This window comes from Amycolatopsis sp. lyj-84, from assembly GCF_046549075.1.
GTDB lineage: Bacteria > Actinomycetota > Actinomycetes > Mycobacteriales > Pseudonocardiaceae > Amycolatopsis.
The window spans coordinates 12710-36619 of sequence record NZ_JAJPWO010000013.1 but is presented as its reverse complement, the minus strand read 5'-3'; the positions used below and the strand labels follow the sequence as shown (position 1 = coordinate 36619).

The 23910-nt window shown below is 68.7% G+C and carries 20 protein-coding genes; 4 read left to right on the top strand and 16 right to left on the bottom strand.

Annotated features, from left to right (window positions below; all coding sequences use genetic code 11):
• Positions 1–105: 105 nt before the first annotated feature.
• The 10 genes from ACLJRM_RS32540 to ACLJRM_RS32495 all read right to left on the bottom strand — a co-directional run bounded on the left by ACLJRM_RS32540 (position 106) and on the right by ACLJRM_RS32495 (position 8644).
• The gene (locus ACLJRM_RS32540) at positions 106–969 is read right to left on the bottom strand and encodes a DivIVA domain-containing protein (RefSeq protein ID WP_101609392.1); all 864 of its coding nucleotides are present in this window, start codon (positions 967–969) and stop codon (positions 106–108) included.
• A 54-nt stretch (positions 970–1023) separates the two neighbouring features.
• Positions 1024–1299 (bottom strand): YggT family protein, encoded by a 276-nt coding sequence (locus ACLJRM_RS32535; RefSeq protein ID WP_005155180.1) that lies wholly within the window; start codon positions 1297–1299, stop codon positions 1024–1026.
• Positions 1300–1413: 114 nt separating this feature from the next.
• Positions 1414–2013 (bottom strand): cell division protein SepF, encoded by a 600-nt coding sequence (locus ACLJRM_RS32530; protein ID WP_101609393.1) that lies wholly within the window; start codon positions 2011–2013, stop codon positions 1414–1416.
• An 82-nt stretch (positions 2014–2095) separates the two neighbouring features.
• Positions 2096–2827: a YggS family pyridoxal phosphate-dependent enzyme gene (locus ACLJRM_RS32525; protein ID WP_101609394.1), complete on the bottom strand. Its 732-nt coding sequence runs from the start codon at positions 2825–2827 to the stop codon at positions 2096–2098.
• Positions 2824–3531 (bottom strand): peptidoglycan editing factor PgeF, encoded by a 708-nt coding sequence (gene pgeF / locus ACLJRM_RS32520; protein ID WP_410599890.1) that lies wholly within the window; start codon positions 3529–3531, stop codon positions 2824–2826. Before pgeF ends, ACLJRM_RS32525 begins: the two co-directional genes overlap by 4 nt.
• A gap of 108 nt (positions 3532–3639) precedes the next feature.
• The gene (ftsZ, locus tag ACLJRM_RS32515; RefSeq protein ID WP_101609396.1) at positions 3640–4962 is read right to left on the bottom strand and encodes a cell division protein FtsZ; all 1323 of its coding nucleotides are present in this window, start codon (positions 4960–4962) and stop codon (positions 3640–3642) included.
• Positions 4963–5213: 251 nt separating this feature from the next.
• Positions 5214–5984, bottom strand: coding sequence for an anti-sigma factor domain-containing protein (locus ACLJRM_RS32510; RefSeq protein WP_101609397.1), 771 nt, complete (start codon positions 5982–5984; stop codon positions 5214–5216).
• Complete coding sequence (gene sigK / locus ACLJRM_RS32505) at positions 5981–6592, bottom strand: ECF RNA polymerase sigma factor SigK (protein ID WP_410665227.1); 612 nt, start codon at positions 6590–6592, stop codon at positions 5981–5983. The genes ACLJRM_RS32510 and sigK overlap by 4 nt, the downstream gene beginning before the upstream one ends.
• Entirely contained in the window at positions 6585–7325 is a 741-nt protein-coding gene (locus tag ACLJRM_RS32500) for a DUF1365 domain-containing protein (RefSeq protein WP_101609399.1), read from the bottom strand. Before ACLJRM_RS32500 ends, sigK begins: the two co-directional genes overlap by 8 nt.
• A complete protein-coding gene (locus tag ACLJRM_RS32495; protein WP_174720438.1) occupies positions 7319–8644 on the bottom strand; it encodes an NAD(P)/FAD-dependent oxidoreductase in 1326 nt (441 codons plus the stop codon). The genes ACLJRM_RS32500 and ACLJRM_RS32495 overlap by 7 nt, the downstream gene beginning before the upstream one ends.
• Before the next feature lie 39 nt (positions 8645–8683).
• Here ACLJRM_RS32495 and ACLJRM_RS32490 point away from each other — a divergent pair, with 39 nt between their 5' ends.
• The gene (locus ACLJRM_RS32490) at positions 8684–9955 is read left to right on the top strand and encodes an SAM-dependent methyltransferase (RefSeq protein ID WP_101609400.1); all 1272 of its coding nucleotides are present in this window, start codon (positions 8684–8686) and stop codon (positions 9953–9955) included.
• On the top strand, positions 9955–10740 hold the full coding sequence (locus ACLJRM_RS32485; protein WP_101613375.1) for a DUF1295 domain-containing protein: 786 nt from the start codon (positions 9955–9957) through the stop codon (positions 10738–10740). The genes ACLJRM_RS32490 and ACLJRM_RS32485 overlap by 1 nt, the downstream gene beginning before the upstream one ends.
• On the opposite strand, the gene ACLJRM_RS32480 is transcribed toward ACLJRM_RS32485, so the two are convergent.
• A complete protein-coding gene (locus ACLJRM_RS32480; protein WP_410665226.1) occupies positions 10727–11236 on the bottom strand; it encodes a DinB family protein in 510 nt (169 codons plus the stop codon). The genes ACLJRM_RS32485 and ACLJRM_RS32480 overlap by 14 nt on opposite strands.
• Positions 11237–11457: 221 nt before the next feature.
• Between ACLJRM_RS32480 and ACLJRM_RS32475 the strand changes: the two genes are divergently transcribed.
• A complete protein-coding gene (locus tag ACLJRM_RS32475; protein WP_174720439.1) occupies positions 11458–12777 on the top strand; it encodes a wax ester/triacylglycerol synthase family O-acyltransferase in 1320 nt (439 codons plus the stop codon).
• 82 nt (positions 12778–12859) lie between these two features.
• Here the strand turns inward: ACLJRM_RS32475 and ACLJRM_RS32470 are convergent, their stop codons facing one another.
• Both ACLJRM_RS32470 and ACLJRM_RS32465 read right to left on the bottom strand, forming a co-directional pair.
• Complete coding sequence (locus ACLJRM_RS32470; protein WP_168214365.1) at positions 12860–14251, bottom strand: class II 3-deoxy-7-phosphoheptulonate synthase; 1392 nt, start codon at positions 14249–14251, stop codon at positions 12860–12862.
• A gap of 79 nt (positions 14252–14330) precedes the next feature.
• Positions 14331–15263: a trypsin-like serine peptidase gene (locus tag ACLJRM_RS32465; RefSeq protein WP_410665225.1), complete on the bottom strand. Its 933-nt coding sequence runs from the start codon at positions 15261–15263 to the stop codon at positions 14331–14333.
• A 397-nt stretch (positions 15264–15660) separates the two neighbouring features.
• Between ACLJRM_RS32465 and ACLJRM_RS32460 the strand changes: the two genes are divergently transcribed.
• Entirely contained in the window at positions 15661–16077 is a 417-nt protein-coding gene (locus tag ACLJRM_RS32460) for a hypothetical protein (protein ID WP_233223722.1), read from the top strand.
• Here ACLJRM_RS32460 and ACLJRM_RS32455 read toward each other — a convergent pair whose 3' ends face one another.
• From ACLJRM_RS32455 to gltB, 3 genes are all read right to left on the bottom strand, one after another.
• Complete coding sequence (locus ACLJRM_RS32455) at positions 16078–17475, bottom strand: alpha/beta hydrolase (protein WP_410665224.1); 1398 nt, start codon at positions 17473–17475, stop codon at positions 16078–16080.
• Positions 17476–17588: 113 nt separating this feature from the next.
• On the bottom strand, positions 17589–19097 hold the full coding sequence (locus tag ACLJRM_RS32450) for a glutamate synthase subunit beta (protein ID WP_101609405.1): 1509 nt from the start codon (positions 19095–19097) through the stop codon (positions 17589–17591).
• A complete protein-coding gene (gene gltB / locus ACLJRM_RS32445) occupies positions 19090–23658 on the bottom strand; it encodes a glutamate synthase large subunit (protein WP_101609406.1) in 4569 nt (1522 codons plus the stop codon). Before gltB ends, ACLJRM_RS32450 begins: the two co-directional genes overlap by 8 nt.
• Positions 23659–23910: the final 252 nt, after the last annotated feature.

Sequence of the window (23910 nt, the reverse complement as noted above, 5' to 3'; positions counted from 1 at the left end):
ATTACAACACGAGGGGCAAGCGAAACGGCCCCGACCCTCCGGAGAGTGCCGAGGCCGTTCCACTGTGTAGAAATTCATGCGGTAGAAAATCGAGCAGTGCAGAAATCAGCCCGCTTCGGCCCGAGGACCGAACGAGTAGCCCTGTCCGCCGCCCGAGGACGACGCCGGCTGTCCCGAGTTCGACGAAGACGCCGAGGCAGGAGCGGCCGAACCACGGTCGTCGAGCTCACGCAGCTGGGACTCGAGGAACCCGCGCAGCCTCGTGCGGTATTCCCGCTCGATCGTGCGCAGCTCTTCGATCTTCTTGCCCAGCGAGCCCTTCTCCGCGTTCATGTTGTTCATGGTCTCGGTGTACTTGCGCTGAGCCTCGCGCTCCATGGTCGTCGCCTTGTCGCGCGCCTGGCGCTCCAAGGTCTCGGCACGGGTTCGCGCGTCGTTCAGCATGGTCTCGGCACGCGTACGCGCCTCGTTCACCATCGAGTCCGACTTGGACCGCGCGTCCGAAAGCAGCTGCTCGGACTTGGTCCGGGCTTCGGCGAGCATGCCGTCCGACTCGGTCTTGGCCTCGGCGGTGAGCCGGTCGGCCATTTCCTGCGCCAGTCCGAGCACCTTCGCGGCCTGGACGTTGGGCTCCCCGTTGTCCGGCACCATCGAGTGGGCCTGGGTCTGCTCCATCGCCGACTGCGGCGGCGGCACCGGGGCCAGGCGACGCGACGGCTCGTCGCGCACCTGTGGCGGCGGGCCGACTGGTCCCGCCTTGGCGTTCTCGAGCTCACCACGGGTGGTCTCGAGCTCGTTGTCGAGCTGTTCGACCTGCTGCCGCAGCTCGTTGTTGTCCTCGATCAACCGGGCAAGCTCGGTCTCCACCAGGTCGAGGAACGCGTCCACCTCGTCCTCGTTGTAGCCCCTTTTGCCTATGGGCGGCTTGCTGAACGCGACGTTATGCACGTCAGCGGGGGTCAACGACATCAGATCACCTCACGCACTCCATGGCCTGCAGGTCCACCCGGGCTTCCCCGAAAATCACCCTGGCGTTGCCAGCTGCATCGCAAAGAACACAACCAACAGCAGCACCATAATCGATAAGTCCAGTCCGACGCCGCCGATTCGTACGGTCGGGATGATTCGTCTGAACAGACGAACCGGTGGGTCGGTCACTGTGTAGATGGTCTCGAGCGTTACCGCAACCCCTCCGGCAGGACGCCACTCGCGAGCGAAAGCACGCACGAGTTCGACGACGATCCGTGCCGTCAGCAGGAGCCAGAAAGCGAACAGCACGTACCAGACGACCAGCAACACAGCATTCACGTAACCACTCTGCCATGCCCCGCGTCAAAAGACGCAGTTGACGGCCTCGAGATGCCGATGAGTCGACAAAATCACATCCGGCTGCGCTCAGCGGTCACCGGGTGATCAGCCGCGCAGGAATAATCCGCCTTCGGCAATCCGCCGACGGTCCTCCGCGGTGACGTCCACATCGGGCGGTGAGAGAAGGAACACCTTGTTGGTGACCTTGTCCATCGATCCGCGCAACGCGAAAGCGAGCCCCGCGGCGAAGTCGACGAGACGCTTCGCGTCCGCGTTCTCCATCTCGGTGAGGTTCATGATCACCGGGATGCCTTCGCGATAGTGCTCGCCGATCGCCCGCGCCTCCGCGTAGCTCGTCGGGTGCAGCGTCGTGATCCGGCTCAGCGGGTCACGGACGGCCGGACGGACCGGTTCCGTCACCGGACGCAGCCGTGCGACCGGTTCGGGCTGGCGATCCATCGCCAAGGCCCCGTGGACCGCCGGCTCCGGACTGGGCACGGAGCGTGACCGAGTCCGGGCGACAGGCTCGTCATAAGTGTCATCGACTTCCCGGTAGCGTCCACCCCGCGACCGGGCAGGCGGCTCATCGTCGTAGTCGTACTCGTCTTCGGCGTAACCTCGCCGGTAGTCATCCTCGACGTCATAGCCGTCTTCGTCCGCGGGCACCATCCCGAAGTAGGCCTTCAGCTTCTGCAGCGCGCTCATGCCTCTCCCTAGCCTTAGCCGCGTCCCGCACCGTGCTCCCCCGCCCTCGCCACCACTCCCCGTAACGACGAGACGGTATTCCCTAGGGCGAGGCTAAACCGCGTCCACCGAGCAACGCGGTTCCGACACGCACACAGGTCGAGCCGTGCGCGATCGCCTGCTCGAGATCATTGCTCATTCCGGCGGAGATCTCACGGGCATTTGGGTGATCTGCCCGAAGACGTTCCGACGCACGAGCGAGCTTCTCGAACGCCTCTGCCGGGTCAATACCCAGCGGAGCGACCGCCATAAGCCCTCGGAGGCGAATATCACCCACATGGGCTATTCGCTCCGCCAGCTGGTCCAACTCGTTCACCCGAGTGCCCCCGCGCTTCGGATCGTCATCGAGGCTTACTTGAATGAGGACGTCCAACGGCTGATCGCGTTGCCCGGAATCGAGCGCCGACCTGGTCGCTTTCGCGAGCGCTTCGGCGAGGCGTTCGGAGTCGACGGACTGCACCTCGTCGGCCCAGCGCACGACCGAGCGAGCCTTGTTCCGCTGGAGACTGCCGACCATGTGCCAGCGGACGCGGGCGTCCGGGCGCAGCCCGGCGACCTCTTCGGCCTTCGCGCCCGCCTCCTGATCGCGGTTCTCGGCGAGGTCGAGCGCGCCGAGGTCGGCGAGCAGCGCGGCGTCGAGCGCGGGAAAGGTCTTGGTGACCGCGAGCAACCGGACGTCGTCGCGGTCCCGGCCGGCGGCCTTGCACGCGGCGCCGATCCGTTCTTCCACTTCGGCAAGGGAGGCGGCGAGTTCCGCCTTTCGCGCGTCACTCACGACGCGTCCAGCCACGTGATGCCCGCGATCCGGCCGGTGGTGCCGTCGCGGCGGAAACTGAAAAGCGTCTTGTCTTCGTTGGTGCAGCGCGGATCGACGCCGATCTTGCCGACGCCGAGGTCGGCGAGCTGCCGCCAGAGCCCGGCGCGGAGATCGAGACCCGGGGTGCCCTTCCGGGTTTTGCAGGCACTGCCGGGCACGTGCTTTTCGACGTCGGCCGCCATGTCGGCGGGAACTTCGTAGCAGTCGCCGCAGATCGCGGGGCCGAGCAGTGCTTCGGTGCGGGCCGGGTCGGCGCCGAGCGAGCGCATCGCCTCGACCGCGGCGGGGACGACGCCGACGCGAGCACCGACGCGGCCCGCGTGCACGGCGGCGACCACACCGGCTTCGACGTCGGCCAGCATGAGGGGAACGCAATCGGCGACGAGCACCACGAGGGCGAGACCCGCCTCGGCGGTGACGAGAGCGTCGGTCGCTTCGGCGGCGGAAGTCTCGGAGCCGTCGACGACGGTGGCGGTACGGCCGTGGACCTGCTCCATCCACGCCAGCCTGTCCTCGGCGAGGCCGAGTTCGGTGGCGAGACGTTTGCGGTTGGCGAAGACGTCGCCCGCGTCGTCACCGACGTGATCACCGAGGTTGAAGGTGTCGTAAGGCGGCCGGGAAGCCCCGCCGGCCCTTGTCGTGACGACCCGCCGTACCCGCAAGACTTGCCTCCAAGCTGTTGAAGGGGACTTTCCCCGCATCTCACGCAGTGAAGGGGACTTTGCCCGCATGACATGCGGGCAAAGTCCCCTTCAGCTCACCGTGAAATCTTACCGCCGCATGAACGGGGGAACGTCGACTTCGTCGTCCGACGGGTCGTCGTGCACCGGGGTGGCCCGGCTGGGCAGGCTGCCGTGGGTCGAGTTCGACCCGATCGGCGAGTACCCGCGCGAACCGCCGCCGGACTGCGGAAGCCCGCCGGTCAGCGAGCCGTTGCCCTCGTTGCGGGAGGACGGCATCGGCGTGTGCGTGCGCGGCGGCGCGACCGGGTAGCCGTTCGAACCCGTCGACGGCACCGGCGTGGCACCCGAGGGCGGGCTCTGCACCGGCGTCGCCCCGCCACCGTTGACCTGACCCGCCTGGGCGGACGCGGTCGAGTTCGACCGGGAACCGAAGGTCGACGGGTCGAGCTTCTTGTGGGTCGGCGTGCCGGCGTCGAAACCGGCCGCGATCACGGTGACCCGGACCTCGTCGCCGAGCGAGTCGTCGATGATCGTCCCGAAGATGATGTTCGCGTCGGGGTGCGCGGACTCCTGCACCAGCGACGCGGCTTCGTTGATCTCGAACAGGCCGAGGTCCGACCCGCCCGCGATCGACAGCAGCGCACCGTGCGCCCCGTCCATCGACGCTTCCAGCAGCGGCGAGTTGATCGCCTTCTCCGCCGCCTGGATAGCCCGGCCTTCGCCACGCGCCGAGCCGATGCCCATCAGCGCGGAGCCCGCGCCGGACATGACGCTCTTGACGTCGGCGAAGTCCAGGTTGATCAGACCCGGCGTGGTGATCAGATCGGTGATGCCCTGGACACCCGAAAGGAGGACCTCGTCCGCCGAGCGGAAGGCGTCCATCAGCGAGACGCCGATGTCGCCCAGCTGCAGCAGCCGGTCGTTCGGGATGACGATCAGGGTGTCGCATTCGTTGCGCAGCTGCTGGATGCCGTCTTCGGCCTGCTTGCTGCGGCGCTTGCCCTCGAAGGTGAAGGGGCGGGTGACGACGCCGATGGTCAGGGCGCCGAGTTTGCGGGCGATCTGGGCGACGACGGGAGCGCCACCGGTGCCGGTGCCACCACCCTCACCCGCGGTCACGAACACCATGTCGGCGCCCTTGATGACCTCTTCGATCTCTTCGCGGTGGTCTTCGGCGGCCTTCTGCCCCACCTCGGGGGCGGCGCCGGCACCGAGGCCGCGGGTCAGTTCCCGGCCGATGTCGAGCTTGACGTCGGCGTCGGACATGAGCAGTGCCTGTGCGTCGGTGTTCACCGCGATGAACTCGACACCCTTGAGGCCGACCTCGATCATGCGGTTCACGGCGTTCACTCCGCCGCCGCCGATACCGACGACCTTGATCACCGCAAGGTAGTTGTGCGGGGGCGTCATCGGAGCCGCCTTCCTGATCGTGTGTGCTCGTGCTGCCCGCCGGTCGCTGAGCCTGGGCCGAACCCTCGATCTGAACCTCAGAGTGAGAGTTATGTCAACTGCCGACGTTGAAGCAGGACGGTATGCACCAGGCAGGCTCGAATCCAGTAGCCACGCCGTGTGTCGCAAAGGTGTTTTGCCACAACATCTTCCCGGGCGCAAGAGTGAACCCCGGAGGAAGCGCCGGACGGCGGCCTGCTAAGGACCGGAGATCAGGTCGGCATGGACATGACCATGACGACGTCCTGCGACGGTGATCCGGTCGGTGATCCGCCCGCCTGCTCGACGCTGAGTGCGAACTGCTCGGCCCCGCCGAGTCCGTCGGCGACCAGCAGCGCACCGTCCTGACCACCGGAAATGAGCCCGGCGGGCTTCGGCGCGGCACCCGGGGACATGAACCAGGCCTGGTAGGTCCGGCCCGGGTCGTTCCTCCGCAGCTGGGCAGCCATGAAGACGAGCCGGTCCTTCGAGCGCGACATCATCACCGTCCCCCCGCCCCCGACGGACGCGTCGGCGTGGCCGGTCCGGAGATCGGCGGCCGCGAGGACGTCGGCGACCGGCGCGTACCGATCCGCGGCCCGCGCCGCCTGTTCCCGCGCGGCGGTCAGCTGCGTGTGGTTGTCGTAGGCGATCCCGCCGAACACGGCGGTGCCCGCCAGCCCGACGATCGCCGCCGCGGCCGCGGCGATCGCCCAGCGCGGGGCGCGGCGGCGGTCCTTGACTCGCTCTCCGGTTTCGAAGCGGGTCTTCGGCGGCTGCTGCCGGGTCGCCATCGCCTCCGCGAGCACGCGGCGCTTGAGCTCGGGCGGCGGGTCTTCGGCCAGGGCGGCACCGAGCCGGGTCGCGGTCATCTGCAGTTCGAGGACCTCTTGTGCGCACGAAGCGCACTCGCCGAGGTGCCGCTGGAACTGGGCACGCTCCAAATCGGACAGTGCGTCGACGGCGTAGGCCCCGGTGAGCGTGTGCATTTCGGGCATCGTCATGCCGTCACCCCCAAACAGTCCCGGAGCCTGATCAGGCCGTCCCGGAGTCGAGTCTTGATGGTTCCGTGCGGGGTCTGCAGCACCTCTGCGACCTCGCGATAGGTATAGCCCTGGTAGTAGGCGAGCAACACGGATTCCCGTTGCAGCTCGGTCAGGCTGGTCAGGCAGCGGCGCACCTGCGAACGTTCCCAGCGGGCCGCGACGGCCTCGGCCACCTCGTCGAAGGGCCGGGCCCGTGCGGCTTCGAAGGTCGCCTTGACCTCGCGGTCCGAGCTGGCCCGAGCCGAACGGACACGGTCGACGGCGCGGCGGTGCGCGAGCGTCATGGCCCAGTTCAGCGCGCTCCCCCGCTCCGGGGAGTAGCGCGCGGCAGTGCGCCACAGCTCCACCATGACCTCCTGAGTGACCTCTTCGGACTGCGCGACGTCACGGAGGATTCGCCGCACCAGGCCGAGGACCGGACCGGCGAGCCGGTCGTACAGCACGTCGAAGGCCCTCTCGTCCCCCTTCGCGACCCGGACGAGCAGCTCCTCGGACGTCGGGCCCGCCGGTTCGCCGTCCGTCGCGGGAACGGGCGCCATCCGGCGTGGACGTGCCGATTCATCCATCAAGCCTGCCTCCGGCCGTCTGTGGCGTCCGCCGGGTCAGCGGCGCCTTCTTCAACCACAGTTTGACCCCGTGCCGCCGGATCAGCGCGGAGACCCGGTGCGGCATGAGCGGACGGGTGATCAGCATGTGCACGAGCCATTTGGCGGTGGCGGGGCGCCGCACCCCGCGCAGCGACGCTGTCAGCGGCGTCTCCCCGCCCTGGCGGAGGGCGATCTTGACCGAGAGCAGCGACTCCGGCCGCGGCACCTCCATCCGGTACTCGCCGTCCATCGACTGGAACGGCGAGACGTAGAACTCCTTGTCCGCGTGGGCGTTCCCGTCGGCGTCGGGACGCAGGAGATACGCGTGCCTGCCCCGGTAGGTGTTGTGGACCTCGGCGACGACGCATTCGAGTTCGCCGTCGGGCCGGTGGCACCAGTAGAGGGTGATCGGGTTGAAGTTGTGCCCGAGCATGCGCGCGCCCGCCAGCATCAGCACCCGGCCGCCTTGGAGATCGACGCCGCGCGCCGCGAGCCAGCGGTCCAATTTGGACCGGATGCTGGAGGTGTCTTCGGGCGCGAAGTGGTCTCGCGAGTCGAAGCGGGCGAAGGGCTGGAGCCACTTCGGAAGCTTCGGAGGCGCGTCGAGGTCGATGAGCCACAAATAGACGCGGTGGGCGAACGAGATCGGCGGATCGTTGCGCCGTACATGCGCCACCGTGGAGTCGTAGAGCACGGCCATGACGGTCACCATCGCACCCCGAAGTTCTCGGCCGCGCGGACACCGGACGCGCAGCCGTCCTCGTGGAATCCCCACCCATGATAGGCGCCCGCGAAGGCGACCGTGTCGTCGTTCAGCTCGGGCAGGCGGCGCTGGGCGGCCACCGATTCCGGGGTGTAGACGGGGTGTTCGTAGGTCATCTTGGCCAGCACCGAACCGTCGTCGGGGGCGGTGCCGGGGTTGAGCGTGACGACGTAGCCGGTCGGCTCGTCGAGCCGCATGAGGCGGTTCATGTCGTAGGACACCTGGACCGCGCCATGGTTGGCACCACAGAACGGGGTGGCGTAGTTCCAGCCCGCGCGCGCCGCTTCCGCCGTCGGGAGCACACCGGTGTCGGTGTGCAGCCAGGCCTCGTTGCTGGAATACCGGAACGAGCCGAGGACGTCGCGCTCGGCCTCGGTCGGCGACGCGAGCAGCTTCAGCGCCTGATCCGCGTGGGTGGCCAGGACGACCTTGTCGACCCGGTGCCGGGTGTCGGCGTCGTCGCGGACCTCGATCCCGCGCGCGGTGCGCTTGACCGAGCGGACCGGCGTCGACAGGTGCACGGCCGTCAGCTGCTTGGCGGCGAGATCGACGTACTCGCGGGAGCCGCCGACGACGGTGCGCCAGCTCGGGGACCCGCCGACCGACAGCATCCCGTGGTTGCGCAGGAATTCGAACAGGTAGCGCGCGGGGTACTTGAGCGTGTCGTTCCGGTCGGCCGACCAGACGGTCGAAACGACCGGGAGCATGAAGTGGTCGACGAAGTACTTCGTGTACCCGCCGATCGCGAGGAACGCGCCGAGGGTGACGTCTCCGGCCTCGGGAGAGTCGAGGACGCGCTTCGCGTGCAGGTGGAAGCGTTTGACGTCGGCGAGCATCCGCAGGTAGCGCCCCCGGGCGACGTTGCGCGGCTGGGCGAACAGGCCCTTCAGGCCCTTGGCGCCGGCGTACTGGAGGCCACAGCCGTCGCAGCGGATGCTCATCGACATCTCGGTGTCGCGGGTGGCGACGCCCAGTTCGGCGAACAGCCGGAGCAGGTTCGGGTAGGTGCGCTCGTTGTGCACGATGAACCCGGAGTCGACGCCGACGGTGCCGCCGTGCGCGCTCGGGACGTCGTGGGTGTGCGCGTGCCCGCCCAGCCTGTCTTCGGCTTCGAACAGCAGCACTTCGTAGCGGCGTTGCAGCAGGTAGGCGGCCGTGAGGCCGGCGACGCCGCTGCCGATGACTCCGATGCGTTGACCCTTGGTGTGCACGAAAGGGATTCGGAACAGGGGCCGGGCCGGATTGGACCGGGTGAACCGGGGCATCATCCGACCCATCCTTTACCTGTCCGGGGTCGAATGACGACTATGCCGAACAGTCCCGCGTCTCGCCTAGTCCCGTTCGTCGAGCGGCTCCTCGGTGGCTCCCTCCCGGTCGGTCTCCGCACCTGGGACGGCGTGCGCGCCGGGCCGCCGGACGCCCCGACCGTGGTGCTCCGCAACCGGCGCGCCCTGCGCCGTCTCCTCTACTCCCCCGGTGAGCTGGGTCTCGCGAGGGCCTATGTCTCCGGTGATCTCGACGTCGAGGGCGACCTCGCCGACGGATTCCGCCGGATCTGGGCGCTGACCCGGTCGGGCGCCGTCCGCGGCGCGAAGCTCGGGCCCCGTGACTGGGCCGAAGCGTTCCGGCTCGCGGTGAGCCTCGGCGTCGTCGGGCCGCCGCCCAAACCGCCCGCCGAAGAGGCCCGGCTCTCCGGAAAGCTGCACACGCTGCTCCGCGACAAGTCGGCCATCGCGCACCACTACGACCTCAGCAACGCCTTCTACCAGCTGCTGATGGACGAATCGATGGCCTACTCGTCGGCGTACTGGACGTCCGAGGAGGAGGGTTACGGCCTCGAACAAGCCCAAGCGGACAAGCTCGAGCTGATCTGCCGCAAGCTCGGGCTGCGGCCGGGGATGCGGCTGCTCGACGTCGGCTGCGGCTGGGGCTCGCTCCTGGTCCACGCGGCCAAGCACCACGGCGTGCACGCCGTCGGCATCACGCTTTCGGCGGAACAGCTGCAGCACATCCGCGGCCGCCTCGCCCAGCACGACCTGGAGGATCGCGTCGAGGTCCGGCGGCAGGACTATCGCGAGCTGACCGACGAGCCGTTCGACGCCGTCGCCACCATCGAGATGGGTGAGCACGTCGGCGAAGAGAACTACCCCGAGTACACGCGGACGCTGTACCGGATGCTCAAGCCCACCGGACGGCTGGTCCTGCAGCAGATGTCCCGCGGCGCGGTGGCCCCGGGCGGCGGGGCGTTCATCGAGCGCTACATCGCCCCCGACATGACGATGCGGCCGCTGAGCCGCACGCTCGGGCATCTGGAGACGGCCGGGTTCGAGATCCGCGACGTCCACGCGCTGCGCGAGCATTATGTGCGTACGGTCCGGGCATGGGAGAAAACGCTCGAGAGCAACTGGGACGACGTCGTGGCACTGATCGGTGAATCCGGCGCGCGGGTCTGGCGGCTCTACCTGGTCGGCGGCGCGCTCGCGTTCGAGGAGAACCGGATGGGCGTGGACCAGATCCTCGCGGTCCGCTCATCCGAACAGGGTTTGAGCGCGCTTCCCGCCACCCGGGAGTGGTCCTGATGTCTCTCGGGGGGACCCTGCTCGTCACCGCCGGGGTGACCCTGCTGGCGGTCGCCGTCACGTTCGGCATCGCGCTGGCGCGCAAGCGGTACGACACCATCGACACGTTCTGGGGGCCGGGCTTCGCGCTCGTCGCCCTGGTCGCGGCCCCGCTCGGGGACGGGTCGGTGGCGCTGAGAGTGGTCGCCGCGGCACTGACGGCGATCTGGGGCGTGCGCCTCGGCGTGCACCTCCACCTGCGCAACCACAAGCTGCCCGAAGACCCGCGCTACGTGCGGATGGTGGAGAACGCCGGCCCGAATCCGGCGCTCAAGCTGTTCGTCCGGGTGTACCTGCTCCAGGCGGTGGTGCTCTGGTTCGTCTCGCTGCCGGTCCAGTTCGCGATGTACGGCGATTCCTTCGGCGTGACGGCGTGGCTGGGTGTCGCGGTGTGGCTGGTCGGTTTCGGGTTCGAGACGATCGGCGACGAGCAGCTGCGCCGGTTCAAGGCCGACCCGGACAACAAGGGAAAGGTCCTCGACAGCGGACTGTGGCGCTACACCCGGCATCCCAACTACTTCGGGGACGCGTGCGTGTGGTGGGGCCTGTACCTGCTGGCCTGTTCGAGCTGGGTGGGGGCGGCGACGATCCTGTCGCCGATCGCGATGACGTACACGCTGGCCAAGGGCACCGGAAAACCCTTGCTGGAGAAGGGTTTGCAGCGTTCCCGGCCGGGATACGCGACGTACGTCGAGCGGACCAGCGGGTTCTTCCCGCTGCCCCCTCGCCGAATTACTCCCCCGTAAGCCCGTCGATCGATTCGCGCAACAGGTCGAGGTGGCCGGCGTGCCTGCCGGTCTCCTCGATCATGTGCGCGACCACGAAGCGGACGTTGACCTGGCGATCGCCGCGGAAGGCGACCTGGTCGTCCAGCCCCATCCGCGCGACGACCTTGCGGCTCCGCTCGCACTCGGCCTCGTAGGCGGCGATCAGCTGCTCGATCGGGGTCTTCATGGCTACCCGGAACTCGGCGTCGGGGTCGGCCTCGAGCGCCTCCTTCCAGAGGTCCTCCTGGCCGTCGAGCACCACGTTGAACCAGTACTGCTCGACCAGGGTCAGATGCCCGAGCAACCCGGCGATGGTGGTCAGCTCGCTGGGCACGAGCGGCCGCCTGGCCTGCTCGTCGGTGAGGCCGGAGCACTTCCACACGACAGTGGCGCGGAGGAAGTCGAGAAAGCCGTTCAGCTGGGTGCGCTCGTCGCCGGTGAGCGGCGGTTCGGGGCGCTTCGGTTCGTCGGTCATGGTGCTGCAGTCTGCCGGTTTCCTCGGATGATCCGCTAACGAGTTACCCGCGCCGGGCTGTCCGCCATCTGCCGCACGGCCGTGGTCCATGTCCGCGCGGGGTCCCATCGTTCGAGTGAAACCGACGGTAGTTAGCGCCCCCGAAACATGACGACCACCCGCTCGTCATGTCAGGCTGGTGCAGTTGTGCACATCGCCCCCGGTTCCGAGAAAGGTCACTGATGTCAGGCCCCCAGCTGAGCGCACTCGATGTCGCTTTCCTTTGCATGGAAAGCGAAACGACGCCCATGCACATGGGCGCGGTGGTCACCTTCCGTCCGCATGGGCAGGTGCACGCGCGTAAGCTGACCGCGCTGCTGGCCGAGCGGGCCGCACGGATCCCGAAGCTGCGTCAGCGCCCCCGCACCGCGCTGTTCCCGCCCGGCGCCGCCGTCTGGGCGGACGACCCGGGTTTCGTTGCCAGTGAACATATTTCACATCACCACCTGAGCTCCCTGTACGAACCGGATCCGCTCTCCGCCTACGCGTCGCGCTGGATGGGACGACCGCTCGACACCGGAAAACCCTTGTGGGACTTGCATCTCGTCACCGGCCTGCCGGACGGCGAGTTCGCGTTGCTGTTGAAACTGCACCACGCGCTCACCGACGGGGCGGGCGCGTACGCCGTCGCCGCGGGCCTGCTCGACGCGGTCCCTCGCGCCGTCAGGCGCCCGCACAGCGGTGCCGTGCCTCCCGCGCCGCGGTCCCCTGTGGACGCCGTCAAGGACGCCTTCGGTTCCACCCTCGCCCAGGCGGGCGAGTCGGCGGGGATCGCTTCGTCGGTCGTCCGCGCGACCCGTTCGCCGCTGTCCCCGATCAGCGCGCCGCCGTCGACCGAACGACGGCTCGGCCTCGTCCGGCTGGACACCGGCGAGATCCGGCGGATCCGCCGGACCCACGGCGGGACCGCCAACGACGTCGTGCTGGCGATCCTCGCCGGCGCGCTGCGCGAATGGATGATCAACCGCGGCCAGCGGGCCGACGACCGGACCCTGCGGGCGCTCATCCCGGTCAGCGTGCGCGGCCGGTCCGCCGAGCAGCTGGGCGGGAACAAGCTGTCCGGCTACCTCTGCGATCTGCCGGTCGGCCTCGACGATCCGGTGAAGCGGCTGCTGGCCGTCCAGCGCGAGATGAGCCGGAACAAGGCCGCGGGTCCCGGCCGGGGCGCGGGCGCGTTCCCGCTGCTCGCCGACCGGATGCCGCCGATGCTGCACCGGCTCGGCAGCAGGGCCGCCGGGCTGGCCGCGCCGCTGCTGTTCGATCTCGTGGTCACCACGGTGCCGGTGCCGCCCAGCCGGCTCACCCTCGACGGGACGCGGCTCGAAAGCGTGTACCCCTTCGTGCCGCTGGCGCCGCGGCAGGCGGTCGGGATCGCGGTGGCGACCTACCGCGACTCCGTCCACATCGGACTGCAGGCGAACGGGGCGGCGGTTTCGGACGTGGGCTCGCTGCGGGACGGCGTGCTCAAGTCCGCGGCGAGGCTGCTGGACACGGCGAGCTGACGCGATCGTGAAGTGAGATGAAAGTCCCCTTCATTGCAAATTTTGCAATGAAGGGGACTTTCATAGCGTTAAGGGACCGCCGTCAGCCGCGCAGCATCTCCGCGACCAGGAACGCCAGCTCCAGCGACTGCTGGGTGTTCAGCCGCGGGTCGCAAGCGGTCTCGTACCGGCCCGAAAGGTCCAGATCCGAGATCTCCTGCGCGCCGCCGAGGCATTCGGTGACGTCCTCGCCGGTCAGCTCGACGTGGATGCCGCCGGGGTACGTGCCGAGCTTGCGGTGCACCTCGAAGAAGCCCTGGACCTCGTCCACGATGCGGTCGAAGTGCCGGGTCTTGTAGCCCGTCGACGCCTCGTGGGTGTTGCCGTGCATCGGGTCGCACTGCCAGATGACCTTGTGCCCGGACGCCTCGACCTTCTCGACGATCGCGGGCAGCACCTCGCGGACCTTGCCGTTGCCCATCCGGGCGATCAGCGTCAGGCGGCCGGGCTCGTTGCGCGGGTCGAGCCGCCGGACGTATTCGACGGCCTGTTCGGGCGTGGTCGTCGGGCCGATCTTGAGGCCGATCGGGTTGGCCAGCAGTTCGGCGAACGCGATGTGCGCGCCGTCGAGCTGCCGGGTCCGCTCGCCGACCCACAGGAAGTGCGAGGACAGGTTGTACAGCTTCGGGTTCGTCGCGTCCGCGCGATCCATCCGCAGCATGGAGCGCTCGTAGTCCAGCAGCAGCGCCTCGTGGCTGGCGAAGATCTCGGTGGACTGGAGCGAGGTGTCGGTGACGCCACAGGCCGACATGAACCGCAGGCCGCGGTCGATCTCCGCGGCCAGCGCCTCGTAGCGCTCGCTGGCGGGCGAGGACTTCACGAAGTCCTTGTTCCAGTCGTGCACCTGGTGCAGATCCGCCATCCCGGCGCCGGTGAGCGCGCGGACGAGGTTCATCGCGGCACCCGCGTTGGCGTACGCGCGGATCATCCGGCCGGGGTCGGGCACGCGGAGTTCGGGCTTGGCGACGAGCGAGTTGATGATGTCGCCGCGGTACACCGGCAGGCCGAGCGCGTCGGTGGAGGCCGAACGCGGCTTCGCGTACTGGCCCGCGATCCGGCCGACCTTCACCACGGGCAGGCTCGCGCCGTAGGTGAGGACGACGGCCATCTGCAGCAGGGTGCGCAGGTTGGCGCGGATGTGCGGTTCGGTGTTCGACTCGAACGTCTCCGCGCAGTCACCGCCCTGCAGCAGGAACGCTTCGCCGCGGGCGACCATGGCGAGCCTGTCGGAGAGCCTGTCGATCTCGGCGGGGACGGTGATCGGCGGCACACTCTCCAGCACGCCGCGTACGCGCCTCGTCAGCTCGGGGTCCGGCCATTCGGGCTGCTGCGCGGCGGGCCGGGAAAGCGCGTCGTCGAGCCGGTTGCGCAGCTCGGGCGGCAGAGGAGGCAGTTCGGGGAGCGTGTCGACGGGAACGTCCACTGTCCAGTTCACCGGCCCAGGATATGCCGAGCCGAAAGCCGCCCGCCCACCGGGACAAAAGTCCCAAACGGTGGACGGGCGGCGGCGAAGATCAGGCGGCCTGCGCCTTGTTGTAGAGGTTCTGCGCGTCCGTGCCGAAGTACGGACCGAACATGTACCCGGGCAGGAAGGTGTAGCCGAAACTGTTCACCGACGCCTGGACGCCGGTACCGGTCGCCTCACTGAAGTTGAGGAACCACGGGCCGCCGCTCGAACCGCCGGTCATGTTGCAGTTCATGCCGTGGTCCTTGGTCAGCAGGAAATCGGTGAACGTGCTTCCGCTGCAATAGATCAGCTTCGTGCCGTCGTACGGCGCCGCCGCCGGATATCCGAACGTGTACATCGACTGGTTGCGCGCCTGGTTGAACGCGATCCCCTGCGCGCCGACGACGTCGGTCAGCTTCTGCCCGTTGAGCGGGTTGACCACGGCCGCGCCGATGTCGTAGTTCATGTCCTCGCTCGCCTCCCACTGAGGAGTGGTCAGCGTGCTCTTCGCAGCCCAGGTGCCGTAGGGCGTGTTGCCGTTGTCGTAACCGGGCGCGAAGGTCCAGTTGGTGTGCCAGGCACCCTGGTACTTCACGCAGTGCCCGGCGGTGATCACGACACTGCCGTTCGTGCTGGTGACCGCGTCGCCGGAGCACGAAGCGTTGCGCCCGCCCATGGTGAAGAACACGCGGCCGGCGGTCTGGACGACCTTGCCCGCCCCCGTCCACGCGCCGCCGCCGTTGGGAATGCTCTGGATGATCGTGCTTTCACCCTTGGCGACGTCCTTGGGCGAAAGGTTCGGGGCCTTCACCAGCTGCTCGATCGGCACCGCCGACCGCATCCGCTCGGGCGTCCAGTAGGCCGCCACCGTCTGTGCGTCGACAGCCGCTTGATGGTGGACCGGTCCGGCTTGGGCGGGACTCGCGACCGCTGTCAGCGCCGTCACCGCCAGCCCCACGAGCGCCCCCAGGATCCCCGTCCGGGAAACCGTCCTCTTCATGGCGTACCACCTTTCGCCACCGGTGAATTGCCGTATGACCTGTACGGCATTTCGAAAGTATTTGTCCGGCTACCGGGCGTACAAGGGACCGTTCGGCCGCATCCGGGGCGGTGTATGGGCCGTTCGGCCCAGCACGGCGAACGCCGCGGGCGAGAACGTGAATCCTCACCCGCGGCGTTCGGGAACGGCGCTATCCGACGCGGTGCCGGTCCTGCCTCAGCAGTTCGAGGTCGGCAGGCGTCGAGGTCGCGGAGAATCGTGACGGCGGCCGGGACGACGATCGCGAGTACAGCCCACGATTCCATGATCGTCACCTCCAGTCGGTTCGCTCATGCGGAGTACTCGCGACAGGCCGCTTGGGCGTCTACATCGTCACTCGAAAGAGTTAGGCTGACTGGTGGGGATTTCACGGAACGACTTCGCCCGGCTGGGCACGAAAGTCCTAACACCGTGGGTATGGATACTTCTGACGGCGATCGTGGTCGTCGTGGGCGACACCAGGGGCATGGCCCGCCTGTCGCTCCTCGCGCTGGCCATCACGACGCTGCTGGCCCTCGGGGTGGGTTCGCTGACCACCTACGGTTTCGGCTTCAGGATCTCGCCGCACGTGACGGCCACGTCCGCCGCGGTCATCCTGCTGACGTTCACCTTCGGGCCGCTGCTGCTGCTCGGCGGGCTCCTGGTGGCCTGGGCGTGCTGGTCGCGCATGAAGCTGGGTGAAGACAGCTACCCCGAAGCCGCCGCGGGAGCCATGCTGGGACTCCTCGCCGGCGGCGTCGGCTGGCTGGGCTTGATCTTCGTGCTGTTCTCCTGATCAAGCGGGGCAGTGCGAATCGGCGGCGGGAAGGACGCCGTCCCGCAGGTACCGGACGACGACGTCGTTCCCGCACGCGTTCTCCTTGGTGAAGACGCCGTGCCCGCCCGCGTCGACGGTGACGAACCTCGCCCGGCCGCCCAGCGCCGAGCGCAGTTCCCTCGCCCCTACCAGCGGTGTCGCCGGGTCGCGGAGGTTCTGCACCAGCAGGATGTTCGACGGTCCACGGTCGGTGATCCGCACGGGACGTTCGCGGCGCTCCACCGGCCAGAACGCGCAGGGGGTGATGTTCGCGGCGGCCGGGCCGAACATCGGATGCGTCACGTGAGCGCGTTCGACGGCTTTTTGGTACCAGCGCACGCTTTCCGGCCAGTCGGAGTCGTTGCACAGCACCTGCAGCTGGAGTGCCGCGTGGTTGTCGCCGTCGAGCGGCCCGCCCTGTGCCGACGCGGACGGAGTGGCCCATTGCTTCGCGAGGACGGGGAAGTTCGCGTCGTCGTACAGCGCACCCCACGTGTCGGTCCGGATTCCCGGGCCGCGTTCTTCGGCCAGCTCGAAGAACTTCGCCGTCACTTCGGCGGGTGTCCGCCCGAGGTGGTAGACGTCGTCCCGCGCCGCCGCCCAGGCCGCGAAATCGCCGAACCTGTCGTCGAAACCGTCCGCGAACCGTTGGTGCGCCTGGACGTCCAGCCCCTTCGGCCCGACAAGGCTGTCCAGCACGATCCGGTCCGTCTTCGCCGGGAACATCGACGCGTAAGCGGCGCCGAGATAGCTCCCGTACGAGACGCCGTAGAACGAGATCTTCCGTTCTCCCAGCGCTTCGCGGATCCGGTCCAGATCGCGGGCGGTGTTCGCGGTGGTCATGTGCGGCAGGAGATCCGCGGTCTTCGACGCGGCGCATTGCTCGGCCACCACCCGGGATTTCGCCGCCTTCCCGGTGACGTCACGGGGGCCGTCCGCATACGGGCCGACGACGATGAACCGCTGTTCCCCGGTCAGGTCGCAGGTCACCGGCGTGCTGTAGGTGGTGCCGCGCGGATCGAAACCGATGACGTCGTAACTGTCGAGCAGGCCGCTGTGTCCCTGCCGCTGCGCGAGTTGCGCGGGCATCGCCAGGCCGGGGCTCCCGGGCCCGCCGGGGTTCATCAGCAGCACGCCCCGGCGTTTCGGCGAGGTGCTCGCCTTCCGCGAAACGGTGAGTTCGATGGTCCGCCCGCCGGGGTCGGCGTAGTCCAGCGGGACCTCGAGTTTCGCGCATTCGAGGCCCGCCGTCGGCGAGGGTGTCATGCCGTAGTCCGGGCAGGGTGACGTCCAGCGCAGAGCCGGAGCCGCTTCGGCGGTCGACGGAACGGCCACGGCGAGTGGGAGGAAAGCCAGTATCGCCAGCGTTTTTCTCATGCGGGAGAGCCTGGCGCGCGAGGCCGCCCTACCGCGTCGGCCCCGGGACGGATCCTGACCCTCCACCTTGGGTTGGAGGAACGCGCCGACGACGCTGTCGGCGCGAACCGGCCTCAGACGACGGCGAGTGGAAGCGCCGTCGGGTGCACCGGCGAGGGCAGGTCCGAAGCGCCGGTGAGGTAGGCGTCGACGGCACTCGCCACCGAACGTCCTTCGGCGATCGCCCACACCACCAGCGAGGCACCGCGGTGCGCGTCGCCGCAGACGAACACGCCCGGCGAGGAGGTCTGCCAGTCCACGCCGCACGAGAGCGTGCCGCGTTTGGTCAGCGAAAGCCCGAGCCCGTCCAGCAAAGGCATGTGCTCGACACCTTCGAACCCGATCGCGAGCAGCACGAGATCGGCGGGCAGTTCCTCGATCTCGTCGTTGACCGGGAGGACCTCGCGGCGTCCGGTCTCGCGATCCTTCTGGACCTTGACCTGCTGGAGTTCGACAGCGCGCACGTTGCCGTTCTCGTCGCCGACGAAGCGCTTGACCGCGACGGCGAACTTGCGCTCGCCCGCCTCCTCGTGCGCCGGGTAGGTGCGGAGGATGTACGGCCAGGTCGGCCACGGTGAGCGCTCGTCGTCCCTTGTGGACGGTGGCGTCGGGTACTGGTCCAGCTGGGTCACCGAAAGCGCGCCCTGCCGGGTCGCGGTGCCGTACGAGTCGGCCCCGGTGTCGCCGCCGCCGATGATGACGACGTGCTTGCCCGCCGCGTCCACCGGCGACGGGCCGTCGCCCTCGACGTACTTGTTGGCCGGGACCAGATGCTCCATCGCCAGGTGGATCCCGGACAGCTCGCGTCCGGGCGTCGTCGTGTCGTCGCGGCCGCGCAGCGCGCCCACGGCGAGCACCACCGCGTCGTAGCCCGCCCGTAGTTCCTCGACGGTCAGATCGACGCCGACCTCGCAGCCGGTGACGAACTTCGTGCCCTCCTTGCGGAGTTGCGCGAGCCGCCGGTCGAGGACCTTCTTCTCCATCTTGAACTCGGGGATGCCGTACCGCAGCAGGCCGCCTAGCCGGTCGTCCCGTTCGTAGACGGTCACCTCGTGACCGGCGCGGGTCAGCTGCTGCGCGGCGGCGAGCCCGGCGGGACCGGAACCGACGACCGCGACCCGCTGTCCCGACGACACCGCCGAGACCTGCGGCTGCACGTAGCCCGCTTCCCAGGACTGGTCGGCGATCGTCTGCTCGACCCGTTTGATCGACACCGGACCGCCGGACAAGGGCGAGATCGACAGGACGCAGCCCGCCTCGCACGGCGCGGGGCACAGCTTCCCGGTGAACTCGGGGAAGTTGTTCGTCGCGTGGAGCCGGTCGCTCGCCGCGGCCCAGTCGCCGCGGCGCACCAGGTCGTTCCACTCCGGGATCAGGTTGCCCAGCGGGCAGCCGGAACCACCGGAGTGACAGAACGGGATGCCGCAGTCCATGCACCGCGAAGCCTGCTTGCGCACCTTTTCGTTGCGCTCGGCGGGTTCCACGTCGGCGTAGACCTCGCCCCAGGTGGCGAGACGGTCCTCTTTGGACTTCTTCTTAGGCTCTTCGCGTTCGTGCTTGAGGAAACCCGTCGGATCAGCCACGAGCGGCCTCCATGATCGCTTCGTCGACGTCGCGGCCCGCGGCACGCGCCGCCTTCGCCGCGTCAAGGACACGCTGGTAGTCGCGGGGCATCACCTTGGTGAACGCCGCCGAGCGACGCGGCCAGTCGCCGAGCAGCGACGCGGCCACGGCCGAACGTGTGAGGTCGTAATGCTTCTGCACGGTCTTCTTGAGCCAGGCGAGATCCTCCGACGACGGCGTCAGGAGGTTGACCATCTCTTCGTTGACCCGGCCGCGGTCGAGGTCGAGCACGTAGGCCTCGCCGCCGGACATACCGGCCGCGAGGTTGCGCCCGGTCGGGCCGAGCACCACGGCCTGCCCGCCGGTCATGTACTCGAAGGCGTGGTCGCCCACGCCCTCGGCGACCACCACGGCGCCGGAGTTGCGCACGCAGAACCGCTCGCCGACCTGGCCGCGCAGGAACATCTCGCCGCCGGTCGCCCCGTAGGCGAGGGTGTTCCCGGCGATGGTCTGGCCTTCCGCGGCGAACTTCGCGTCCGGATGCGGGCGCACGATGATCCGCCCGCCCGAAAGCCCCTTGCCGACGTAGTCGTTCGCGTCGCCGACCATGTCGAGCGTGATGCCGCGCGGCAGGAACGCGCCGAGCGACTGCCCGGCGGAACCGGTCAGCAGCACGTGGATCGTGTCCTCGGGCAGGCCCTCACCGCCGTAGCGGCGGGTGATTTCGGAACCGAGCAGCGTGCCGACGGTCCGGTTCACGTTCCGCACCGGCAGTTCGATACGCACCCGATGCGCGTCCTCCAGCGCCGCCTCGGCGAGCTGGATCAGCGTCCGGTCGAGCGCGTGTTCCAGGCCGTGGTCCTGTGTCCGCGTGCGCCGCTTCGCCCCGCCGTACGGGGTCTCTTTCGGCATCTCGAAGATCGGCGACAGGTCGAGCCCGGAGGCCTTCCAGTGCTCGATCGCCTTGTCGGTGTCCAGGATCTCGGCGTGGCCGATGGCCTCGTCGAGCGTGCGGAAACCGAGTGCCGCCAGCGTTTCCCGTACTTCTTCGGCGACGAACCGGAAGTAGTTGACGACGTGGTCGGCCTGGCCGGTGTACCGCTTGCGCAGATCCGGGCTCTGGGTCGCGACGCCGACCGGGCAGGTGTCGAGGTGACAGACGCGCATCATGACGCAGCCTTCGACGATCAGCGGCGCCGTCGCGAAGCCGTACTCCTCAGCGCCGAGCAGCGCGGCGATGACGACGTCCTTGCCGGTCTTCATCGCACCGTCGACCTGCACGGTGATCCGGTCACGCAAACCGTTGAGCAGCAACGTCTGCTGGGTCTCGGCGAGCCCGATCTCCCACGGCGTGCCCGCGTGCTTGAGCGAGTTCATCGGGGAGGCGCCGGTGCCGCCGTCGTGGCCGGAGATCAGCACGACGTCGGCGTGCGCCTTGGACACGCCCGCGGCGACCGTGCCGACGCCGAGCGAGGACACCAGCTTCACGTGGATGCGGGCGTTCTCGTTGGCGTTCTTGAGGTCGTGGATCAGCTGGGCGAGATCCTCGATCGAATAGATGTCGTGGTGCGGCGGCGGCGAGATGAGCCCGACACCCGGCGTCGAGTGCCGCGTCCGCGCGATCCACGGGTAGACCTTGTTCGGGGGCAGCTGCCCGCCCTCGCCCGGCTTCGCGCCCTGCGCCATCTTGATCTGGATGTCGTCGGCGTTGACCAGGTACTCGCTCGTGACGCCGAACCGGCCGCTCGCGACTTGCTTGATCGCGCTGCGCCGGGTCGGGTCGTAAAGCCGCTCGGGGTCTTCCCCGCCCTCGCCGGTGTTGGACCGGCCGCCGATGCGGTTCATCGCGATCGCGAGGGTTTCGTGTGCCTCGGCCGAAATCGAACCGTAGGACATCGCGCCGGTGTTGAAGCGCTTGAAGATCGCCTCGACCGGCTCGACCTCGTCCAGCGGGACGGGTTCGCGCGCGCCCTCGCGGAAGGCGAACAGCCCGCGCAGCGCGCCGCCCTGGCGGTAGAGACGGTGGACCTCGTCGGAGTACTGCTTGTACACCTCTTCGCGGCCGGTCTTCGTCGCGTGCTGCAACAGGAAGACGGTCTCCGGGGTGAACAGGTGCAGTTCGCCTTCCCGGCGGTACGCGTACTCGCCGCCGGTCTCGAGTCCACGGTGGACGCGATCGGTCGGGTTGTCCGGGTACGCGCGACGGTGGCGCGTGGCGACCTCTTCGGCGAGCACGCCCAGGCCGACGCCGCCGAGTTTGGAGGACGTCCCGGTGAAGTACTCGTCGAGCAGATCCTGGCTCAACCCCAAGGATTCGAAGACCTGCGCCGCGGTGTACGCGCCGACGGTCGAGATGCCCATCTTCGACATGATCTTCAGGACGCCCTTGACGAGCGCCTTGACGTAGTTCTGGATCGCCTTGGCGGGCTCGATACCGGTGATGGCACCGGTCGAGATCATGTCCTCGATGGTCTCGAAGGCCAGGTACGGGTTCACCGCGGCGGCGCCGTAGCCGAGCAGGACGGCGACGTGGTGGACCTCGCGGGCGTCACCGGTCTCGACGACCAGCGCCACGCGGAGCCTTTCCTTGGTGCGCACCAGATGGTGGTGTACCGAGGACACCAGCAGCAGCGACGGGATCGGCGCCATGCGGTGATCGGAATCGCGGTCGGACAGCACGAGCGTGCGCGCGCCCGCCGCGATCGCCTCGGAGGCCTCGCGGCGGACCCGTTCGATCGCGGACGCCAGCGCGTCGGCGCCGCCGTCCACTTCGTACAGTCCGGAAAGGACACTGCACGCGAAGCCGGGCAGGTCGCCGTCGTCGTTGATGTGGATCAGCTTGGCGAGTTCGTCGTTGTCGATCACCGGATACGGCAGCTGCACGTGGCGGCAGGAGGCCGGGCCGGGGGCGAGCAGGTTCCGCTCGGGGCCCATGATCCGGCTCATCGAAGTGACGAGCTCTTCGCGGATCGCGTCCAGCGGCGGGTTGGTGACCTGCGCGAAGTTCTGCTTGAAGTAGTCGTAGAGCAGCCGCGAACGCTGTGACAGCACCGCGGGCGGGGTGTCCGAGCCCATCGAGCCGATCGGCTCCATGCCCTTGACCACCATCGGCGCGAGGAGGATCTTCAGCTCTTCTTCGGTGTAGCCGAAGGAAAGCTGGCGCCGCAGCACGGAATCGTGGCTCTGCACGATGTGGTCGCGGTCCGGCAGATCGGCGATCTGCAGCAGCCCGGCGTGCAGCCAGCCCTCGTACGGGAGTTCCTTGGCCAGCTCCGACTTGACCTCTTCGTCGTCGACGATCCGGCCCGCCTCGGTGTCCACCAGGAACATGCGGCCGGGCTTGAGCCGCCCCTTGGCCACGATGTCCTCGGGCGCGACGTCGAGCACGCCGGCCTCACTGGCCAGCACGACGCGGTCGTCGGCGGTGCGCCACCATCGGGCGGGGCGCAGGCCGTTGCGGTCCAGCACCGCGCCGACGAGCGTGCCGTCGGTGAAGGTGACACAGGCCGGGCCGTCCCACGGCTCCATGAGGCTGGCGTGGAACTGGTAGAACGCACGACGCTGGGCGTTCATCCCGGCGTGGTTCTCCCACGCCTCGGGGATCATCATCAAGACCGCGTGCGGCAGCGACCGCCCGCCGAGGTGCAGCAGCTCCAGCACCTCGTCGAACGAGGCGGAGTCCGACGCGTCGGCCGAGCAGATCGGGTACAGCCGGGTGAGGTCGCCGGTGATGAGGTCCGATTCCAGCAGCGCCTCACGGGCGCGCATGCGGTTGCGGTTGCCGCGGATGGTGTTGATTTCGCCGTTGTGCGCGACGAACCGGAACGGATGCGCCAGCGGCCACGACGGGAAGGTGTTGGTGGAGAACCGGGAGTGCACGAGCGCGATGGCGCTGGCGAGCCGGGTGTCGGTCAGGTCGGTGAAGAAGAGCGGGAGCTGCTCGGGGGTCAGCATTCCCTTGTAGACGATCGTCCGCGAGGACAGCGAAGGGAAGTAGGTGCCGCAGCCTGCGGTCACACTCTCGTTCTCGACGCGCTTGCGCAGGCAGAAGGCCAGGCGATCCAGTTCGAGCCCGCCGGGGCGGCTTCCGCCCGCTTCCTGGGCCGCGACGAACACCATCACGAAATGCGGCATGACCGAACGCGCCGTCGGGCCGATGTCGGCGCGATCGGCGTCGACCGGGACCTCGCGCCAGCCGAGGACGTCGAGGCCCTCTTCGGTGGCGATGCGCTCGATCAGGGCGACGGCCTTGCCGCGCTCCTCGGTGTCCGAGGGCAGGAAACCGATCCCGGTCGCGTAGGTCTGCTGACCGTCGGCGCCCGCCTCGGGGAGGGTGAAGTCCACTTCCGCGCGCAACAGCTCGTCGGGCAGCTGCACCAGGATGCCCGCGCCGTCGCCACTGGTCGGCTCCGCGCCCGCGGCACCGCGATGGTCGAGATTCGTCAGCGCGGAAAGACCGTCGGTGACGATGCCGTGCGACCTTCGTCCGCGGACGTCGGCCACCATGGCCACACCGCAGGAGTCCTGTTCGGATTCGGGATCGTAAAGACCTTGTTTGCCGGGAATGGCGGAGAAGATCATGAAGGGACCTCCTTCGTCGTCTGTGCTCAGCGGCCGGACGGGCCGGCCGGGGGAATGCGCACGGGACGACGATGGCCCGTTCGTTAGCGCGACTTTAACACCTAGGAAACATGTGGGCATCAGTTCATCGGACGAGAAAGCCCGCTGATGGTAACGATCTGGATGCCCGGAACGACACAGTTCCTGATGGGGTCACGGTAGTTCGTTCCGCTAAGTATATGTCCTGTTCCGGGATGCCACGAGACGCGGTGA

Excerpts from the sequence above, each read along its gene's own strand:
- gltB (WP_101609406.1), bottom strand. The coding sequence starts at position 23,658 with ATGATCTTCTCCGCCATTCCCGGCAAACAAGGTCTTTACGATCCCGAA.
- ACLJRM_RS32490 (WP_101609400.1), top strand. The coding sequence starts at position 8,684 with ATGCCGAACAGTCCCGCGTCTCGCCTAGTCCCGTTCGTCGAGCGGCTC.
- ACLJRM_RS32480 (WP_410665226.1), bottom strand. The coding sequence starts at position 11,236 with ATGACCGACGAACCGAAGCGCCCCGAACCGCCGCTCACCGGCGACGAG.
- ACLJRM_RS32465 (WP_410665225.1), bottom strand. The coding sequence starts at position 15,263 with ATGAAGAGGACGGTTTCCCGGACGGGGATCCTGGGGGCGCTCGTGGGG.
- ACLJRM_RS32500 (WP_101609399.1), bottom strand. The coding sequence starts at position 7,325 with ATGGTGACCGTCATGGCCGTGCTCTACGACTCCACGGTGGCGCATGTA.
- ACLJRM_RS32475 (WP_174720439.1), top strand. The coding sequence starts at position 11,458 with ATGTCAGGCCCCCAGCTGAGCGCACTCGATGTCGCTTTCCTTTGCATG.
- ACLJRM_RS32510 (WP_101609397.1), bottom strand. The coding sequence starts at position 5,984 with ATGACGATGCCCGAAATGCACACGCTCACCGGGGCCTACGCCGTCGAC.
- ACLJRM_RS32495 (WP_174720438.1), bottom strand. The coding sequence starts at position 8,644 with ATGATGCCCCGGTTCACCCGGTCCAATCCGGCCCGGCCCCTGTTCCGA.
- sigK (WP_410665227.1), bottom strand. The coding sequence starts at position 6,592 with ATGGATGAATCGGCACGTCCACGCCGGATGGCGCCCGTTCCCGCGACG.
- ACLJRM_RS32530 (WP_101609393.1), bottom strand. The coding sequence starts at position 2,013 with ATGAGCGCGCTGCAGAAGCTGAAGGCCTACTTCGGGATGGTGCCCGCG.
- ftsZ (WP_101609396.1), bottom strand. The coding sequence starts at position 4,962 with ATGACGCCCCCGCACAACTACCTTGCGGTGATCAAGGTCGTCGGTATC.
- ACLJRM_RS32455 (WP_410665224.1), bottom strand. The coding sequence starts at position 17,475 with ATGAGAAAAACGCTGGCGATACTGGCTTTCCTCCCACTCGCCGTGGCC.
- ACLJRM_RS32540 (WP_101609392.1), bottom strand. The coding sequence starts at position 969 with ATGTCGTTGACCCCCGCTGACGTGCATAACGTCGCGTTCAGCAAGCCG.
- ACLJRM_RS32485 (WP_101613375.1), top strand. The coding sequence starts at position 9,955 with ATGTCTCTCGGGGGGACCCTGCTCGTCACCGCCGGGGTGACCCTGCTG.